The organism is Myxococcus guangdongensis, from assembly GCF_024198255.1.
GTDB lineage: Bacteria > Myxococcota > Myxococcia > Myxococcales > Myxococcaceae > Myxococcus > Myxococcus guangdongensis.
The window spans coordinates 434,947-456,279 of sequence record NZ_JAJVKW010000009.1 but is presented as its reverse complement, the minus strand read 5'-3'; the positions used below and the strand labels follow the sequence as shown (position 1 = coordinate 456,279).

The 21,333-nt window shown below is 71.3% G+C and carries 1 protein-coding gene; it reads left to right on the top strand.

The features are described 5' to 3' along the window. Window positions 1–21,209 (top strand): non-ribosomal peptide synthase/polyketide synthase (locus tag LXT21_RS27710; RefSeq protein WP_256572008.1); only part of this gene is annotated, 21,209 nt, incomplete at its 5' end. Between the last annotated feature and the right edge of the window lie 124 nt (window positions 21,210–21,333).

Below are 21,333 nucleotides of genomic sequence, written 5' to 3'. Positions count from 1 at the left end.
ACGCCCACTCCGGCGTCGTCAACCGCCTCCTCTGGATGCAGCAGCAGTACTCCCTCACCGCTCTGGACACCGTCCTCCAGAAGACCCCCTTCAGCTTCGACGTCTCCGTCTGGGAGTTCTTCTGGCCGCTCCTCACCGGTGCTCGCCTCGTTCTCGCCAGGCCCGGCGGTCACCAGGACCCCGCCTACCTCGTCCGCCTCCTCTCCGACGAGCGCGTCTCCACCGTCCACTTCGTCCCCTCCATGCTCCGCGCCTTCCTCGAGGAGCCGGGGCTCGACTCCCTCAAGCACCTGCGCCGCGTCCTCTGCTCCGGTGAGGCCCTCCCCGCTGACCTCGTCGGCCGCGCCCACTCGCGCCTGCCTTCCTCCTCCGAGCTCCACAACCTCTACGGCCCCACCGAAGCCGCCGTCGACGTCTCCTTCTTCCACTGCGCTCGCGGCTCCTCCCTCGCCTCCATCCCCATCGGCAGGCCTGTCGCCAACACCCGCCTCTACGTCCTCGACTCCCACGGCCAGCCTTCTCCCGTCGGCGTCCCGGGCGAGCTCTTCATCGGCGGCGTCCAGGTCGGCCTCGGCTACTGGCGCTCACCTCACCTCACCGCTGAGCGCTTCATCCCCGATGCCTTCAGTGACTCGCCCGGCGCTCGCCTCTACCGCACCGGTGACCTCGCTCGCTGGCTCCCCGACGGCACCCTCGAGTACCTCGGCCGCTCCGACTTCCAGGTCAAGCTGCGTGGCTTCCGCATCGAGCTGGGTGAAGTCGAGAACGCGCTGCTCGCGCATCCGTCCGTGCGCGATGCCATCGTCACCGTGCGCGAGGACGTCGCGGGTGACGCGCGGCTCGTGGCGTACGTCACGAGCAACGCGGAGCCGCTGCCCCAGGCGCAGCTCCGGGCGCACCTCGAGCCTCGGCTGCCCGAGTACATGGTGCCCTCGGTCTTCATGCACCTGGAGTCCATGCCGCTGACGCCGAGTGGCAAGGCCGACCGCAAGGCGCTCCCCGCGCCGGACCGGCTCACCACCACGGCTCGCGAGCACCTCGCGCCCCGCACGCCGACGGAGCAGCTCCTCGCCTCGCTCTTCGCCTCCGTGCTCCATGTCGAGCGCGTCGGTGTCACCGACAGCTTCTTCGAGCTGGGCGGACACTCGTTGCTCGCCACGCAGCTCGTGTCGCGGGTGCGTCAGTCGTTCAGCGTCGAGCTGCCGGTGCGGGCCATCTTCGAGGCTTCCACGGTGGCCCAGCTCGCCTCGCGCATCGAGTCCGCGCGACACGAGCATCAAGGCCTCCAGGTCCCGCCCTTGGCGCCCGTGCCGCGCACGGCGGGGCTGCCGCTCTCGTTCGCGCAGCAGCGTCTGTGGTTCCTCGACAAGCTGCAGCCGGACAGCCCCACGTTCAACATGCCCATCGCGCTGCGGCTCGAAGGCGTGCTGGACGTCGAGGCGCTGCGACAGGCCATCACCGAGCTGGTGCGGCGTCACGAGGTGCTGCGCACCACATTCCAGGAAGGCCCCGTCCAGATCATCCACGCGCCCGCGCCGGTGCCGATGCCCGTCGAGGACCTGTCCTCGCTGTCGGGAGACGCTCGAGAGGCGGAGGTCCAGCGAAGGGTTCTCGCCGAGGCGAGGCGTCCGTTCGACCTGGGCCGAGGCCCCGTGCTGCGCGCGTCGCTGCTGCGAGTGGAGGCGACGCAGCACGTGTTGATGCTGACGCTGCACCACATCGCCGCGGACGGCTGGTCCATGGGACTGCTGGTGCGCGAGTCCACGGCGCTCTACGAGTCGTTCGTGACGGGCAAGCCTTCGCGGCTGCCCGAGCTGCCCGTCCAGTACGCCGACTACGCGGCATGGCAGCGCGACTGGCTCCAGGGTGACGCGCTCGAGGCGCAGCTCGCGTGGTGGCGGACGCACCTGGCCGGCGCGGCGCCGCAGTTGGACCTGCCCACCGACTTCCCGCGGCCCGTGGTGCAGGGCTTCCAGGGTGCGATGGTGGGCCGCGTCCTGCCGCGCTCGCTCGTCGATTCGCTCCAGGCGCTGTGCCGTCAGGAGGGCTCCACGCTCTTCATGGCGCTGCTGGCGGGCTTCCAGGTCGTGCTGTCGCGCTACTCGGGTCAGGAGGACTTCGTCCTCGGCACGGACATCGCGAACCGCAACCGCGCGGAGACCGAGGGCCTCATCGGCTTCTTCATCAACCAGCTCGCCCTGCGCGCGCGGCTGGGTGGCAATCCGTCCTTCCGTGAGCTGCTCGCTCGGGTGAAGTCGGACACGCTGGGCGCCTACGCGCACCAGGACCTGCCGTTCGAGGAGCTGGTCAAGGAGATCAATCCCGGCCGAGGACTGGGCTTCGCTCCGCTCTTCCAGGTGAAGCTGGTGCTCCAGAACCAGCCGGACCTGGTGCTGGAGGTCCCTGGTCTCACCTTCCGTCCGTTGGAAGGCGGCACGGGCACGTCGCGACTCGACCTCACGCTCTCCATCACCGAGTCGGCGCAGGGCCTCGCGTGCTCGGCGGAGTACCGCACGGACCTGTTCACCGCGGAGACCATCGACGGACTGATTCGCCACCTCGGCAACGTGCTCGAGGCCGCGGTGGAGCAGCCGTCCGCCCGCGTCTCCACGCTGTCCCTCATGCGACAGGAGGAGCAGCAGCGCGTGCTGGTCGAGTGGAACGACTCCGCTCGCGACTTCCCGCGCGAGGCCACCGCGCACTCGCTCTTCGAGGCCCAGGCGCTGCGTACGCCCGAGGCCGAGGCGATTCGCTTCGAGGGCGCTTCCCTCACCTTCGCCCAGCTCGACGCGCGCGCCAATCAGCTCGCACACCACCTGCGCTCACTCGGCGTCAGGCCCGAGGTCCCCGTCGCGCTCTGCCTCGAGCGCTCACTCGACCTCGTCGTCTCCATGCTCGCCATCCTCAAGGCGGGCGGCGCCTGGGTCCCGCTCGATCCGAGCTACCCCGTCGAGCGACTCTCCTTCATCCTCCGCGACTGCTCCGCGCCCGTCCTCCTCACCACCGAGGCCCTGGCCGACGAGCTGCCCGTCTCGACGCAGCAACTGGTCCTGCTCGACTCGGACGCCCGCTTCATCTCGCGGCAGCCGACGTCCACGCCGGAGTCGGGCGCGCTCGCCGACAACCTCGCCTACGTCATCTACACCTCCGGCTCCACCGGCACTCCCAAGGGCACCCTCCTCCAGCACCGCGGCCTCTCCAACACCGCCCTCACCGCCGGCCGCCGTCACGGCTTCTCCCCCTCCTCTCGCGTCCTCCAGTTCGCCTCCTTCAACTTCGACGCCTCCGTCGCCGAAATCTTCGGCGCTCTCCTCGCCGGCTCCACCCTCGTCCTCGCTCCTCGCGAGCGCCTCATGCCCGGCGCTCCTCTTCGCGACTTGCTCCGCGACGAGTCCATCTCCGCCGTCACCCTCACCCCCTCCGTCCTCGCTCAGCTCAACCCCGAGGACTTCCCCTCCCTCTCCACCCTCATCTCCGCCGGTGAGGCCTGCCCTCCGGAGCTCGTCTCCCGCTGGGGCTCTCGCCTCCGCCTCCTCAACGCCTACGGCCCCACCGAAGTCACCGTCTGCGCCTCCATCTCCCAGCCTCTGCTCCCCGGCCAGACTCCCTCCATCGGCACCCCCTGGGACAACGTCCGCCTCTTCGTCCTCGACTCCTCCCTTCGCCCTCTCCCCGTCGGCGTCCCCGGCCAGCTCTGCGTCGACTCCGTCGGCCTCGCTCGTGGCTACCTCCACCGCGCCGACCTCTCCGCCGAGCGCTTCGTCCCCAACCCCTTCTCCGACGTCCCCGGCGCTCGCCTCTACCTCTCCGGTGACAAGGCTCGCTGGCTTGCCAACGGCACCCTCGAGTTCCTCGGCCGCCTCGACTCCCAGGTGAAGCTGCGCGGCTTCCGCATCGAGCTGGGTGAAGTCGAAGCCGCCCTCCTCCTCCACCCCTCCGTCTCCCAGGCCGTCGCCTCCATCCGCACCGAGTCCTCCGGCGACAAGCGCCTCGTCGCCTACGTCGTCGGTGACGACATCGACGTCTCCGTCCTCCGCGACTTCCTCAAGCTGCGTCTGCCCGAGCACATGGTGCCCGCCGCCATCGCCCAGCTCGACGCACTGCCTCTCACCCCCAACGGCAAGGTCGACCGCGACGCGCTGCCCTCGCCCGACGTGTCCATCTCCGCCCCCGTGCGCGAGTACGTCGCGCCGCGGACGAGCACGGAGATTCGCCTCGCCGCGCTCTGGGCCGAGCTGCTTCACGTCGAGCGCGTCGGTCTCACCGACGACTTCTTCGAGCTCGGTGGACACTCCCTCCTCGCCACGCAGTCGCTGTCCCGCCTCCAGGCCCACTTCGGCATCGAGGTACCGCTGCGTGAGCTCTTCGAGGCGCCCACGGTGGAGAAGCTCGCGGCCCGCGTGGAGGCGCTCGTCCAGGCCGGCGCGACCACCCCGCGTGCACCGGAGCTGACGCCGGTCCCTCGCACGGGTGACCTCCCGCTCTCCTTCGCCCAGCGTCGACTGTGGTTCCTGGACCAGTTGGAGCCAGGCACCGCGCTCTACAACCTCCCGGCGGCCATCCGGCTCGACGGCACGGTGGAGGTCCCCGCGCTGGAGCAGGCCTTCGCCGCGCTCGTGCGACGCCACGAGGCGCTGCGCACCACGTTCCCCGCGAGCACGGACGGCAGCCCGCGTCAGGCCATCGCGGAAGACGTGACGTTGAACGTCGTCCGGGTGGACCTCTCCTCGCTCTCCACCGAGCAGCGTGAGGACGAGGCCCGTCGCCTGGCGCTCTCCGAGGCCCAGAAGCCGTTCGACCTCGCCCGAGGTCCGCTGCTGCGCGTGACGCTCCTGCGTCTCGCGGAGCGCCAGCACGTGCTGCTGCTGACGATGCACCACATCGTCTCCGACGGCTGGTCCACGGGCGTACTCGTGCGCGAGGCCGCGGAGTTGTACGGCGCGGCGCGCGAGGGGCGCACGGCGTCCCTGCCGGAGCTTCGCGTGCAGTACGCCGACCACGCCGCCTGGCAGCACCAGTGGCTCGGCGCCGGTGAGCTCACGCGTCAGCTGTCGTACTGGAAGACGCAGCTCGCGGGAGCCAACCAAGTGCTGGCGCTCCCGACGGACCGACCCGTGCCGCCGATGCAGACGCAGGCCGGCACCACGCATCCCGTGCGACTGTCACCGGAGGTCTCCTCCGCCGTGACGGCCCTGGGACAGCAGCTGGGCGCCACGCCCTTCATGGTGGTCCTCGCCGCGTTCCAGGCGTTCCTGTACCGCATCACCGGTCAGGACGACGTGCTGGTGGGCTCGCCGGTAGCGGGACGCAACCGCCCGGAGACCGAGGGCCTCATCGGCGTGTTCATCAACACGCTCGTGCTGCGCGGCCAGATGTCCGGAGCCATGTCGTTCCGCGCGCTCGTCGAGCAGGCCCGCGAGGCCGCGCTCGGTGCACTCACGCATCAGGACGTCCCGTTCGAGCACCTGGTGGAGGAGCTGCAGCCGGCGCGCAGCCTGAGCCACTCGCCGCTCTTCCAGGTGATGTTCGCGCTCCAGAACACGCCGGTGCCGTCGCTGACGCTGCCGGAGCTCTCGCTCAGCCCCGCGGACGTGGACCCGGGCATCGCGAAGTACTCGCTGTCCCTCGCGCTCCAGGAGACGCCCGCGGGCCTCATGGGCGGCTTCGAGTACAACACCGGCCTGTTCGACGCCCGCACCATCGAGGCGATGACGGGTCAGTTCACCCGACTGCTCGAAGCGGCGGTCTCCACGCCGGACCTCTCGCTCGCCGCGCTGCCGCTGCTCTCCCGCGAGGAGCGTGAGCAGCTGCTGGTGCGGTGGAACGACACCCGCTCCGACCACTCGCGCGACAGCTCCGTCTTCACGTGGTTCCAGGCGCGCGCGGCGCAGACGCCCGACGCCGTGGCCCTCGAGTGGACCGACGGGAAGCTCACGTATCGCGAGCTGGAGCGACGCGCCCTCGCGCTCGCGGACGTGCTGCGTCAGCGCCACGTGGGTCCCGAGGTGCGCGTGGGTCTGTTCGCGCGCCGCTCGCCTGAGCTCGTCATCGGCGTGCTCGGTGTGCTCGCGGCGGGAGGCGTCTGGGTCCCGCTCGATCCTTCGTCGCCGTCCGAGCGACTGGGCATGATGCTGGACGACACCACCCCCGCGGTGGTGCTGAGCCAGCGCGCGCTGCGTGCCGCGGTGCCGTCGACGAGCGCGGCCCAGGTGCTCGTGCTCGAGGACCTGGTGTCCGCCGACGCGGTGGCGAGCAGCGACTTCGCCACACCGAGCCTCACCGGTGAGAACGCGGCCTACGTCCTGTTCACCTCCGGCTCCACCGGTCGCCCCAAGGGCGTCGTGGTCCCGCACCGCGCGCTCGCGCGTCACACCGCCTGGTTCACGAAGAACCTGGGACTGGGTGCGACGGACCGCATGCTCCAGAAGACGGCGCCCGGCTTCGACGCCGTGGTGCCCGAGCTGCTCGCCTCACTGGCCAGCGGCGCCACGCTGGTGCTGCCGCCCTCCTCCGCGGACCTGGACATGGACGCGCTGCTGACCGTGCTCGCGCAGCAGCGGGTGACGGTGCTCCAGTTGGTGCCGTCGCAGCTCAGCCTCCTGGTCGAGGCGGAGCGACTCGAGCGTGCCTCGGGGCTCCGAGTGCTCGTGTCCGGTGGTGAGGCGCTGCCAGCGGAGCTGGCGCGAAGGCTGCGTGCGCAGTGGCCGCAGACCCGGTTGGCCAACTGCTACGGCCCCACCGAGACGACCGTCGACGCGACGTCGTGGACGGTGAGCGGAGACATCCAGGGCGCCACCGCGCCCATCGGTGGCCCCATCGCGGACACGCAGGTGTACGTGCTGGATGTGAACGGACAGCCGGTGCCCGTGGGCGTCACGGGTGAGCTGTTCATCGGAGGCGAGGGCGTGGCCCGGGGCTACATCGGCCAGGCCGCGATGACCGCCGAGCGCTTCGTGCCAGACGCGTTCTCCTCCGTCCCCGGCGCCCGGCTGTACCGGACGGGCGACCAGGTGCGCTGGCGTCATGACGGCGTGCTGGAGTTCCTCGGCCGCGCGGATGACCAGGTCAAGGTGCGTGGCTTCCGCATCGAGCTGTCGGAGATTGAATCCGCCCTGCTCGCGCACCCCGAGGTGCGTGAGTCCGTGGTCCTCGTGCGCGAGGACCGTCCTGGAGACAGGCGCCTCGTGGGCTACGTCGTGGCGCCCGCGTCGCTGGACACCACCGCGCTGCGGTCCTTCGTCGCCCAGCGGCTGCCTGAGTACATGGTCCCGTCCGCCCTGCGGGTGCTCGAGTCCCTACCGCTCATGAGCAACGGCAAGGTGGACCGCAAGGCGCTGCCGGTCCCCGAGCAGACGTGGTTCCTCGCGGAGGATGCGCAGGTCGGACCGGGCACTCCCACCGAGGAGCTGCTCGCGGGCCTCTTCGCCCAGGTCCTGGGTGTGCCGCGCGTCAGCACCACCGCGAGCTTCTTCGAGCTCGGTGGTCACTCACTGCTCGCCACGCAGCTCGTCTCGCGCGTGCGCTCCGCCTTCCAGATCGAGCTGCCGCTGCGTGACCTCTTCGAGTCGCCCACGGTCCAGGCGCTCGCCCAGCGCATCGACGTGGCGGTGAGCACGGGCACCGGACTCCAGCGGCCCGCGCTCACGGCGCTGCCTCGCGAGGCGGACGCGCCCAGGGCGTTCGTCCAGTCCTTCGCCCAGCAGCGACTGTGGTTCCTCGACCAGCTCGACCCGGGGAGCCCGACGTACAACATGCCCATCGCGCTGCGGCTCGAGGGCGCCGTGGACATGCGAGCCCTGGAGGGCGCGTTCACGGAGATGGTGCGGCGTCACGAGTCCCTGCGCACCACCTTCCGCGCGGGCCCGGAGCAGGTCGTCCATGCACCGTCGCCAGTGACGATTCCCGTGGTGGACGTGTCCTCGCTCGACGAGGGCCAGGTCCAGCGATGGGTCGATGAGGAGGCGCGTCGTCCGTTCGACCTCGCGCGGGGTCCGCTCCTGCGCACGACGTTGCTGCGCCTGGGTGAACAGCGGCACATCCTGCTCCTGACGATGCACCACATCGTCTCGGACGGTTGGTCCATCGGCGTGCTCGTGCGCGAGTCGGCGGCGCTCTACGCCGCGTTCCACGCGGGCCAGCCTTCACCGCTGCCCGAGCTGTCCATCCAGTACGCCGACTACGCCGCATGGCAGCGCGCGTGGCTTCAGGGCGAGGCGCTCGAGGCCCAGGTCTCGTGGTGGAAGAAGCACCTCGTCGGAGCGCCTCCGCTGCTGGAGTTGCCCACCGACTTCCCGCGCCCGGCGCGGCAGGGCTTCCGTGGCGCGTCGGTTTCACATGTGCTCCCGCGCTCGCTCGCCGATTCGCTCCAGGCGCTGTGCCGTCAGGAGGGCTCCACGCTCTTCATGGCGCTGATGGCGGGCCTCCAGGCCGTCCTGTCCCGATACTCGGGCCAGGAGGACTTCGTCGTGGGCACGGGTATCGCCAACCGTCACCAGGCGGAGACCGAGGACCTCATCGGCTTCTTCATCAACCAGCTCCCGCTGCGCGCGCGGCTGGGTGGCAATCCGTCCTTCCGTGAGCTGCTCGCTCGCGTGAGGAAGGACACGCTGGGCGCCTACGCGCACCAGGACCTGCCGTTCGAGGAAGTGGTCAAGGCCATCAACCCGGAGCGCAACCCCGCCCACGCGCCGCTGTTCCAGGTGGCGCTGGTGCTCCAGAACCAGCCGGACTCGGAGCTGAAGCTCCCCGACCTCACGTTCCACCTCCAGCCCTCGAACACGGGGACCTCGCGGCTCGACCTCACGATCTCCGCCGCCGAGACGGCCCAGGGCCTGGCCTTCGCCGTCGAGTACCGCACGGACCTGTTCACCGAGCAGACCGTCGACGGACTGGTTCGTCACCTCGGCGTCCTGCTCGAGAAGGCCGTGGAGCGCCCCGAGGCGCCTGTCGCCTCGCTGTCCCTGCTCACCGAAGCCGAGCGGCAGCGCGTCCTGGTCGAATGGAACGACTCCGCTCGCGACTTCCCGCGCGAGGCCACCGCGCACTCGCTCTTCGAGGCCCAGGCGCTGCGTACGCCCGAGGCCGAGGCGATTCGCTTCGAGGGCGCTTCCCTCACCTTCGCCCAGCTCGACGCGCGCGCCAATCAGCTCGCACACCACCTGCGCTCACTCGGCGTCAGGCCCGAGGTCCCCGTCGCGCTCTGCCTCGAGCGCTCACTCGACCTCGTCGTCTCCATCCTCGCCATCCTCAAGGCGGGCGGCGCTTGGGTTCCGCTCGACCCGACCTATCCCGCCGAGCGGCTCTCCTTCATCCTCCGCGACTGCTCCGCGCCCGTCCTCCTCACCACCGAGGGGCTCGCGAAGCAGCTCCCTGTCTCGACCCAGCAGCGTGTGCTGATCGACTCGGAGGCGGAGCGCATCGCGAATCAGTCGACTGCCGCGTTGGAGTCGGGCGCGCTCGCCGACAACCTCGCCTACGTCATCTACACCTCCGGCTCCACCGGCACTCCCAAGGGCACCCTCCTCCAGCACCGCGGCCTCTCCAACACCGCTCTCACCGCCGGCCGCCGTCACGGCTTCTCCCCCTCCTCCCGCGTCCTCCAGTTCGCCTCCTTCAACTTCGACGCCTCCGTCGCCGAAATCTTCGGCTCCCTCCTCGCCGGCTCCACCCTCGTCCTCGCTCCTCGCGAGCGCCTCATGCCCGGCGCTCCTCTTCGCGACTTGCTCCGCGACGAGTCCATCTCCGCCGTCACCCTCACCCCCTCCGTCCTCGCTCAGCTCAACCCCGAGGACTTCCCCTCCCTCTCCACCCTCATCTCCGCCGGTGAGACCTGCCCTCCGGAGCTCGTCTCCCGCTGGGGCTCTCGCCTCCGCCTCCTCAACGCCTACGGCCCCACCGAAGTCACCGTCTGCGCCTCCATCTCCCAGCCTCTGCTCCCCGGCCAGACTCCCTCCATCGGCACCCCCTGGGACAACGTCCGTCTCTTCGTCCTCGACTCCTCCCTTCGCCCTCTCCCCGTCGGCGTCCCCGGTCAGCTCTGCGTCGACTCCGTCGGCCTCGCTCGTGGCTACCTCCACCGCGCCGACCTCTCCGCCGAGCGCTTCGTCCCCAACCCCTTCTCCGACGTCCCCGGCGCTCGCCTCTACCTCTCCGGTGACAAGGCTCGCTGGCTCTCCAACGGCACCCTCGAGTTCCTCGGCCGCCTCGACTCCCAGGTGAAGCTGCGCGGCTTCCGCATCGAGCTGGGTGAAGTCGAAGCCGCCCTCCTCCTCCACCCCTCCGTCTCCCAGGCCGTCGCCTCCATCCGCACCGAGTCCTCCGGCGACAAGCGCCTCGTCGCCTACGTCGTCGGTGACGACATCGACGTCTCCGTCCTCCGCGACTTCCTCAAGCTGCGTCTGCCCGAGCACATGGTGCCCGCCGCCATCGCCCAGCTCGACGCACTGCCCCTCACCCCCAACGGCAAGGTCGACCGCGACGCGCTGCCGGCGTTCGACTCGCAGGCCTCGACCCGCGAGTACGTCGCGCCGCGGACGAGCACGGAGATTCGCCTCGCCGCGCTCTGGGTCGAGCTGCTCCACGTCGAGCGCGTCGGTCTCACCGACGACTTCTTCGAACTCGGTGGACACTCCCTCCTCGCCACGCAGCTCGTCTCCCGAGTCCGGGCGACCTTCGGCGTCGAGCTCGCGCTGAGGGACTTGTTCGCGGTGCCGACGGTCGAGGCGCTCGCCCAGCGCATCGACGACGCGGTCCTCGCTGGCAAGAGCGTCCAGTTGCCGCCGCTGGTCCCGGTGTCTCGCGAGAGCGGCCCGCTGCCGCTGTCGTTCGCGCAGCAGCGGCTCTGGTTCCTCGACCGCTTCCAGCCGGAGAGCGCCTTCTACAACATCCCCTCCGCGCTCCGGCTCGACACGGCGGTCGACCTCGACGCGCTCATCCGCGCGCTCCAGGAGCTGGTCCACCGCCACGAGGCGCTGCGCACCAGCTTCCACACGCGTGAGGACGGTGAGCCGTACCAGCACATCCACCCGCGCGTGGAGCTGTCCGTGCCCGTGGTGGATCTGACGCGTCTGTCGGAGTCCGCGCGCGAGGCCGAGGCCCTGGAGCTCGCCTCCACCGAGGCTCAAAAGCCGTTCGACCTGTCGCGCATCCCGCTGCTGCGCGCCACGCTCCTGAAGCTCGCCCCCGAGCAGCACGTGTTGCTCTTCACGGTGCACCACATCGTCTCGGACGGTTGGTCCAGCGGCATCCTCGCCCGCGAGGTCGGCGCGCTGTACGCCGCCTTCAGCCAGGGGCTGCCTTCACCGCTGCCCGCCCTGCCGCTCCAGTACGCGGACTACGCGGCCTGGCAGCGCGGCTGGCTGCGCGACGAGACGCTCGCCGCCCAAGTGGGCTGGTGGAGTCAGCACCTCGCCGGTGTACCCCACGCGCTGGAGCTGCCCACGGACCGGCCTCGGCCTCCCGTGCAGACGTCGCGCGGCGCCAGCTTCCCCGTGAAGCTCGGGGCCGAGCTGTCCGCCGCGCTCCACGCCCTGTGCAAGCAGGAGGGCATCACGCCCTTCATGGCGCTGCTGACCGGCCTGCACGTCCTGCTCGCCCGCTACTCGGGTCAGGACGACATCGTCATCGGCTCGCCCATCGCGAACCGCCGCCAGTCCGAGCTGGAAAACATCGTCGGCTTCTTCGTCAACACGCTGGCGCTGCGCGCTCGCCTCACGTCCGGAATCACCTTCCGCACACTGCTCGCGCAGGTGAAGGAGACCACGCTCGGGGCCTATGCCCACCAGGACGTGCCCTTCGAGAAGCTGGTGGAGGAGCTGAAGCTGGAGCGCGACCTGAGCCGCTCGCCGCTGTTCCAGGTCATGCTCGCCCTCCAGAACACGCCGCGTGGCGCGCCGGGCGCCCAGGCCGCCCGTGGCACCGACGCACTGCGCTCGGTGGACGTCGACAGCGGCACGGCCAAGTACGACCTGTCGCTGCTCATGGGGGACTCGGGCCAGGAGATCGAGGGCCTGCTCGAGTTCAACACCGACCTGTTCGACGTGAGCACCGCGCGGCGCATGGGCGCGCACTGGGTGCGGCTGCTCCAGTCCGCCGTCGCGAACCCGGACCAGTCGCCCTGGAGCCTGTCGCTGCTGAGCCGCGAGGAGGAGCGTCAGCTCCTCGTGGAATGGAACGACACGTCGCGCGAGCCGCACACCGCCACCACCATGCATGGACCGGTGGAGGCACAGGTCGCGCGCACGCCGGAGGCCATCGCCATCACCGATGGACAGCGCTCGCTGACGTACGCGGCGTTGGAGCAGCGGGCCAACCAGCTCGCGCATCACCTGCTCCAGCACGGCGTGACGCCCGGGAGCGCCGTGGGCATCTGCGTGGACAAGAGCCTGGACATGGCCATCGCCGTGCTCGCGACGCTCAAGGTCGGCGCGTACTACGTGGCGCTGGACCCCACGTACCCCGCGGACCGGCTCGCGTTCATGCTCGAGGACACACGCGCCCCGGTCGTCCTCACGCAGTCACACCTGGGCGGGAGCCTGCCGTCCAAGAGCCTCGCCCGCCGCATCGCCATGGACACCGAGGCGGTGCTCATCGCGCGGCAGCCGACGACGTCCCTGGCGCGTGACGTGTCGCCCGAGGCGAACGCGTACGTCATCTACACCTCCGGCAGCACGGGCATCCCCAAGGGCATCGTCATGCCCCACCGGGCCCTGAGCTACATGCTGGCGTGGCAGATTCAGCAGTCGCCGCGCCCGCGCGCCACCACGCTCCAGTTCGCGTCGCTCAACTTCGACGTGTCCATCCAGGAGCTGTTCGCGTCCTGGTGGGTCGGCGCCCGGGTGGTGCTGCCCACGGACTCGCTGCGACGGGACATCCCCGCGCTGCTCGACTTCATGGACCGCCAGGGGGTGGAGCGACTCTTCCTGCCGTTCGTCGCCCTGCAGGCCATGGCCGACTCCGTGGCCCACGGCGCCACGCTGCCGCGCGCGCTGTGCGAGGTCATCACCGCCGGCGAGCAGCTCCAGGTGAACGCCACCCTCGCCGCGATGTTCGAGAAGCTGCCGGGCTGCACGCTCGAGAACCAGTACGGCCCGTCGGAGGCGCACGTCGTCTCCGCGTACCGGATGCGGGGCCCGCCGGCCTCCTGGCCTCGGCTGCCCCCCGTCGGAAGCCCGCTGGGCCACACGCAGCTGTACATCCTCGATTCGCTCGGTCAGCCCGCGCCCATCGGTGTCGCTGGCGAGGTCTTCGTCGGTGGCAGCCACCTGGCGCACGGCTACCTGGCCCGGCCGGACATCACCGCCGCCGCCTTCGTCCCGAACCCGTTCAGCGGCATCCCCGGCGACCGGCTGTACCGCACCGGTGACTCCGCGCGATGGACGGCGGACGGCAACCTGGAGTTCCTCGGCCGCATCGACTTCCAGGTGAAGGTGCGTGGCTTCCGCGTGGAGCTGGGCGAGGTCGAGTCCGTGCTGCGCACCGCCCCCGGCGTTCGCGACGCGGCCGCCGCCGTGCGCGAGGACGTGCCGGGTGACAAGCGGCTCGTCGCCTACGTCGTCCCGGTGCCCCCGGACGAGGCCCCCGCCTCGGCGACGACGGCGGAGACGCTGCGGACGTTCCTGCTCAAGCGCCTGCCCGAGTACATGGTGCCCTCCGCGTTCGTCACGCTGGAGACCCTGCCGCTGACGCCCAGCGGGAAGCTGGCCCGCAAGCTCCTGCCCGCGCCCGACGCGGAGAGCCTGCGCACGCAGACGTCGTTCTTCGCCCCGCGCACGCCGGTGGAGGAGAAGCTGGCGGAGCTGTTCGCGACCGTGCTGAAGCTGGCGCGCGTCAGCGTCACGGAGAACTTCTTCGAGCTGGGTGGCCACTCCCTGCTGGCCACGCAGGTCACCTCGCGCATCCGCTCCGCCTTCTCGGTGGAGTTGCCCGTGCGCGAGCTGTTCGAGGCCCCCACCGTGGCCGCGCTGGCCCAGCGGGTGGACGCGGCGCTGCGCACCGGCGCGACGACCTCCGCTCCGCCCATCGGCCGCGTGGCGCGCGAGGGCAAGCTGCCCCTGTCGTTCTCCCAGCAGCGCGTGTGGTTCCTGGACCAGTTGGAGCCCGGCAGCCCCGCGTTCAACATCCCCGCCACGCTGGTGCTCGCCGGAGCGCTCGACGTGGAGGTGCTGCGCCGGACGCTGGAAGCCGTCATCCATCGCCACGAGGCCCTGCGCACCACGTTCCGCGCGGAGTCGGACGGCCCCGTGCAGGTCATCCACGCGCCCACGCCGCTCGTGCTGCCGTTGACCGACCTGCGCGACCTGGCGCCCGAGCAGCGTGAGGCCGAGGCCCGCCGCCGCGCGGGCGAGCACGCGCTCCACTCGTTCGACCTGAGCACCGGGCCGCTGCTGCGCGTCGAGCTGTTGGTGCTCGCGGACCGTGAGCACCTGCTGCTGCTCAACCTGCATCACATCGTCTCGGACGGCTGGTCCATCAGCGTCATCGTCCGCGAGATGTCCACGCTGTACGGCGACTTCCAGGCGGGCCGGACGCCGAGCCTCCCCGAGCTGTCGCTCCAGTACGCGGACTTCGCCGCGTGGCAGCGTCAGTGGTTGGAGGGCGCGGAGCTGGACCGCCAGCTCGCGTGGTGGCAGCGCCAGCTGGACGGCGCGCCGCAGGACCTGGAGCTGCCCACCGACAGACCGCGCACGCACCTGTCGCGGCCCCGGGGTGGCGTGGTGTCCCTGGTCATCCCGCCCGCGAAGGCGGACGCCATCGAGGCCTTCTGCCAGCGCGAGGGCATCACCCCGTTCATGTTCTTCCTGACCGCGTTCCAGCTCCTGCTGTCGCGCTACTCGGGACAGGACGACATCTCCGTCGGCTCGCCCGTGGCCGGACGCAACCGCGCGGAGCTGGAGGGCCTGGTCGGCTTCTTCCTCAACACGCTGGTGCTCCGCACGAAGCTGGAGGGCGACCCGACGGTGCGCGAGCTGCTGGGCCGCGTGCGCGAGACGGCGCTCGGTGCGTACGCGCACCAGCATCTGCCCTTCGAGCAGCTCCAGCCGCTGCGCGACCTGCAGCAGTCGCCGCTGTTCCGGGTGATGTTCATCCTCCAGAACACCCCGGACGCGGCCGTGTCCCTGCCGGGCCTGGAGCTGCGTCCCGGCCCCGACGAGGTCCATGTCGCCAAGTTCGACATGACGCTCTCGATGGGCCGCAACGGCGCGGGCTTCACGGGTGAGCTCGACTACCAGGCGGACCTCTACGACGCGTCCACCATCGAGCGGATGACGCGACACTTCCTCGCGCTCGTGGAGGTCCTGGTCTCCGCGCCCGACCGCCGCATCTCCACGGTGACGCTGCTCTCCGACGAGGAGCGCTCGCGTCAGCTCGTGGCGTGGAACGACACGCGCGCGGACTTCCCCGACACGTGCGTGCACACCCTCTTCGAGGCCCAGGTCCGCGACGCGCCCGACGCGCTCGCGGCCCGCTTCGAGGGCGCGCAGCTCACGTACGCCGAGCTCGACGCGCGCGCCAACCAGCTCGCCCAGGCGCTGCGCCGCCGCGGCGTCGGCCCCGAGGTGCGCGTCGCCCTGAGCGTGGAGCGCTCGCTGGACGTGGTCATCGGCCTGCTCGGCATCCTCAAGGCGGGTGGCGCGTGGGTGCCGGTGGATCCGCTGCTGCCTCGCGAGCGACTGACCTTCCTGCTGGAGGACAGCGGCGCGGAGATGCTGCTCACCCAGGCGCCCCTGTTGGAGCGCTACCCCGAGGCGCACCGCGCCCGCGCGCTGTGCCTGGACACCGAGAAGGAGTCGCTGTCGCGCGAGAGCACCGAGGCGCCCGTCACCGGCGTGCATTCGGGCCACCTCGCCTACGTGCTCTACACGTCCGGAAGCACGGGCCAGCCCAAGGGCACGGCGGTGGAGCACCGCTCCGTGGCCAACCTGGTCACCCACGAGGCCCGGGCCTACGGCATCGGTCCCGGTGAGCGCGTGCTGCAGTTCGCGAACCTCTCCTTCGACCTGTCCGTGGAGGAGATCTTCACCACGCTGACGTCGGGCGCCGCCCTGGTGCTCGCGCCGCTGGAGAAGGTCATGCCCGGCGCGCCGCTGCACGCGCTGCTGCGTGACGAGGCGCTCACGGTCATCAGCCTCACGCCCGCGGCCCTGGCGGCCACGCCCGCCGAGGACCTGCCCGCGCTGAAGACGGTCATCTCCGGCGGCGAGGCGCTGCCCTCGGACGTCGTCGCGCGGTGGGCGCCGGGTCGACGGTTCCTCAACACCTACGGCCCCACGGAGGCCACGGTGGTGGCCACCCTCACGGAGGTCGTGGCGGAGGAAGGCCGCGTGCCCTCCATCGGCCGTCCGCTGGCCAACGTGCGCGTCCACGTGCTGGATGCGCGCGGCGAGCCGGTGCCCGTGGGCGTCAAGGGTGAGCTGTACCTGGGCGGCGTGGGCGTGGCGCGAGGCTACGTGGGCCGCGCCTCGCTCACCGCCGAGCGGTTCGTCCCGGATTCGTTCTCCGGCCTCCCCGGCGCGCGGCTGTACCGCACGGGCGACGTGGTGCGCTGGCGCGACGACGGCACCCTGGAGTTCGTGGGCCGCGTGGACGCGCAGGTGAAGGTGCGCGGCTTCCGCATCGAGCTCGGTGAGGTCGAGGCCGCGCTGGCCCGGCACCCCGCCGTGCGCGAGGCGGTGGTCATCGCCCGCGAGGACGGCCCCGGCGGCAAGCGGCTGGTCGGCTACGCGGTGGCGCGCGAGGGCGTGCCCACCGACGGCGCCACGCTGCGCTCGGCGCTGAAGGAGGTGCTGCCCGAGTACATGGTGCCCACCGCCGTGCTGGTGCTGGACGCGCTGCCGCTGACGCCGAACGGCAAGGTGGACCGCAAGGCCCTGCCCGTGCCCGACATGAGCGTGGTCAGCGGACGCCCGGAGTTCGTCGGCCCCCGCACGCCCACCGAGGCGCGGCTGGGCGCCATCTGGTGCGCGGTGCTCGAGGTGGAGCGCGTGGGCATCCACGACAACTTCTTCGAGCTGGGTGGCCACTCACTGATGGCGACGCAGGCCATCAGCCGCATGCGCGCGGTGTTCGGCGTCGAGCTGCCGCTGCGAGACTTGTTCGACACCCCGACGCTGGAGGCGCTGGCCCAGCGCGTGGACCTGGCGGTGCAGCAGGGTCAGGGGCTGGAGATTCCGGCGCTCGTCCCGGTGCCGCGCGAGGGCAACCAGCCGGTGTCCTTCGCGCAGCAGCGCCTGTGGTTCCTGGACCAGCTGGAGCCGAACAGCGCCTTCTACAACATCCCCGCCACCGTGCGACTGGAGGGGGCGCTGAACGTCGAGGCCATGGAGCGGGCCACGAACGAGCTGCGGCGTCGCCACGAGTCGCTGCGCACGTCCATCCAGAACAACGGCGGCCAGCCCATCCAGGTCGTCCATCCGCACGAGCCGTCGCGGCTGGAGGTGCTGGACCTGAGCGCGCTGGAGCCCACGGCCCGCGAGGCCGAGGCCCGCCGCGCCGCCACCGAGGAGACGCAGCGCCCGTTCAACCTGGCGGACCGCTCGCTGCTGCGCGTGCGGCTGTTGAAGCTGGGCGCCGAGGACCACGTGCTGCTGATGTCCATGCACCACATCGTCTCGGACGGTTGGTCCATGGGCCTGCTCGTCAACGAGCTGGCGACCGCGTACTCGGCGTTCTCCAAGGGCCTGCCGCTCACCCTGCCGGAGCTGCCGCTGCAGTACGTGGACTACTCCGCGTGGCAGCGCGGCTGGCTCAAGGGCGACGTGCTCGACAAGCAGGTGGCCTGGTGGAGCAAGCACCTGACGGGCGCGCCTCCCGCGCTCGAGCTGCCGTCGGACTTCCCCCGTCCCCCGGTGAGCTCCTTCCGCGGCGACATGGTGGGCTTCACCATGCCTCGCGAGCTCCAGGACGCGGTGCAGACGCTGGCCCGACGCGAGGGCGCCACGACGTTCATGGTGCTGCTCGCCGCGTTCCAGACGATGCTGTCGCGCTACTCCGGCCAGGACGACATCAGCATCGGCTCGCCCATCGCGGGCCGCCGTCACTCGGACCTGGAGAAGCTCATCGGCTTCTTCGCGAACACGCTCGTGCTGCGCACGCAGCTGTCGGAGCACCTCACCTTCCGCGAGCTGCTCGGCCGGGTGCGTGAGACGACGCTGGACGCGTACGCGCACCAGGACGTGCCCTTCGAGAAGCTGGTGGAGGAGCTCCAGCCCGAGCGCAGCCTGAACCGCACGCCGCTGTTCCAGGTGCTGTTCGTGCTGCAGAACGTCTACAAGGAGAACTACGACACGGGCGACTTGCGCATGTCCCCGGTGGAGGCCACCAGCGGCACGGCCAAGTTCGACCTGACGCTCTCCGTGTTCGAGTCCTCGCACGGCCTCACGGGCTACCTGGAGTACGCCTCCGACCTCTTCACGCGGCAGACGGCCGAGCGCATGGTGGGCGCGCTCCAGCGGCTGCTCGAGGGCGCCGTCGCCCAGCCGGACCAGACGCTGGGACGGCTGCCGCTGTTGTCCGAGGCGGAGCGCCGTCAGGTGGTGGAGGACTTCAACGCCGCCGTGGACCCGACGTACGTGCCGGGGCTGATGCACCAGTGGGTGGAGGCCCAGGTCGCCCGCACGCCGGAGCGCGTGGCGGTGACGGACGGCACGCAGTCGCTCACCTACGCCCAGCTCGATGCACGCGCCAACCAGCTCGCGCACCACCTGCGCGCGCTCGGCGTGAGCGTCAACAGCACGGTGGGCCTGTGCCTGGAGCGCGCGAGCCTGGACATGCCCATCGCGGTGCTGGCCACGCTCAAGGCGGGCGCGGCGTTCCTGCCGCTGGACCCCAGCTACCCCGCGGACCGACTGGCGTTGATGCTCGAGGACACCGGCGCGCCCGTGGTCCTCGCGCACTCGGCCCTGGTCTCCGCGCTGCCGCCAGGGCTGACGGCGCGCATCGTCCGCATCGAGGAGGAGACGGCCGTCACGTCTCGCCCGACGCACCGGCCCGACGTGGACATGTCGCCGGAGACGAACTGCTACTTCGTCTACACCTCCGGCAGCACCGGCCGCCCCAAGGGCATCGTCATGTCCCACCGCGCGGTGGGCAACATGCTGTGGTGGCTGATGAAGCGCGCGGTGAAGCCGGACGCCACCACGCTCCAGTTCGCCTCGCTCAACTTCGACGTGTCGTTCCAGGAGCTCTTCGGCACCTGGTGCCTGGGCGGCAAGGTGCTGCTCATCAACGGCTCGCTGCGACAGGACCCGCCCGCCATGCTGCGCTACATGCGCGAGCACCGCGTGGAGCGGCTGTTCCTACCCTTCGTCGCCCTCCAGGCGATGTGCGACGCGGCCCTCACGCAGAAGGAGCTGCCCCCGCTGGGCGAAATCGTCACCGCCGGTGAGCAGCTCCAGGTGACGCCCGCGCTGCTCGCGTTCTTCGACCGGCTGCCCGAGTGCACGCTGGAGAACCAGTACGGCCCGTCGGAGGCCCACGTCGTCACGGCGTGGCGCGCGCCGAAGGACCGCAAGCAGTGGCCCGCGCTGCCGCCGGTGGGCTCGCCGCTCACCAACATGCAGATCTACGTGTTGGATCCGCATGGCGCGCCCTGCCCCATCGGCGTCGCGGGCGAGGTCTACGTGGGCGGCGCCAACGTGGCGCACGGCTACCACGGCCGTCCGGACCTGACGGCGGACCGCTTCCTGCCGCACTTCATGCGAGGCACGTCCGGCGCCCGGCTGTACCGCACGGGTGACAAGGCCCGGTGGCTCGCGGACGGCAACCTGGAGTTCCTGGGCCGCCTGGACAGCCAGGTGAAGCTGCGCGGCTTCCGCATCGAGCTGGGTGAGGTGGAGGTGGCCCTGCGCGCCCTGCCCCACGTGCGCGACGCGGTGGCCATCGTCCGAGAGGACGTCCCGGGAGACCGGCGCCTCGTGGGCTACGTGGTGCTGCCGCCCGACGCGCCGTGGAGCACCGAGGAGGCGCGGCAGGTGCTGCGCGAGAAGGTGCCCGAGTACATGGTGCCGTCCATCTTCATGCGGCTGGAGGCGCTGCCGCTGATGCCCACCGGCAAGGTGGCCCGAGGCGGGCTGCCACAGCCGGACGAGGAGAGCCTGCGTGGCACCACGCCGTTCGCCGCGCCCCGCACGCCGTTGGAGGAGCTGCTCGCCAACGCCTTCGCGGAGGTGCTGCGCGCGCCTCGCGTGAGCGTCACCGACAACTTCTTCTCATTGGGTGGACACTCGCTGCTCGCCACGCAGGTCGTCTCCCGCGTGCGCGTGGCCCTGGGCGTGGAGCTGCCGCTGCGCGCCCTCTTCGAGGCGCCCACGGTGGAGTCGCTCGCGGCGCTGCTGCAGCGGGCACAGGCGCAGGAGGCGCGTCCCAAGGCGCGTCCCGCCACGCCCGCCTGGTCTCCGCTCGTCACGCTGCGCGCGGGCAACGACCACCGCCGCGTGCTGCACGTCATCCATGACCTGGATGGCCGCGTGGAGCGCTACACCGAGCTGGCCCGCCACGCCCCCGAGGGCTGGAGCGTGGTCGGCATCCAGGCCCGTGGCCTGGAGGAAGGCCGTGCCCCGCTCGAGTCCGTGGAGGCCATGGCCACGCTCTACGTGGAGGCGCTGCGCGGCGCGATGCCCCAGGGCCCCTACCGCCTGGCGGGCCCGGGTCTGGGTGGCCACATCGCCTGGGAGATGGCGCAGCAGCTCCAGCGCGAGGGCCACGCCGTGGAGCTGCTCCTCGTCGAGCCCCTGCCCGCCGAGCCGGATGCGTCCACGGCGGCGACGACGGCGGGAGCGCAGGCCGCGCTCTTCGCCCGGACCCTGGCCACGCAAGGAGGCATCGACGCGCCGGCGTTCCCCGCCGCGCTCACGTCCGGCAAGGACGCCGAGCCGCTGCTCGCGCTCATGCACGAGCAGGGCGCGAAGACGGGCCTGCTGCCCGAGGACCTGTCGCTCGCGGAGCTGCGCACGCGCTTCAAGGTCTTCGCCAGCCACCTGCGCGCCGCGCGCCGCTACCTGCCCGAGCCCTACGAGGGCCCGGTGCACCTGCTGCGCGCCGCCGACGCCCCCGAGCATGACGAGGATGCGCTCGATGGCGGCTGGGGCGAGCTGGCCGAGGGCGGGCTGACGATGTTGGAAACATCCGGTGACGCCGTCGCGGTGCTGCAAGCGCCGGCCGTCACCGAGTGGGTGAAGCGGTGGGTGGACCTGGGAGGTTCCGGGGAATGAGGGCCGCGTTTCACACCAGGGCCGGGCGGCCCTCGCGCACCAGCACCCACGGTGCCGCGGAAGACAGCCTGTCGGAGCAGTGCGACCAGGAGAGGGTCAAGTGGGCGTCAGCCTACTTTTGGCG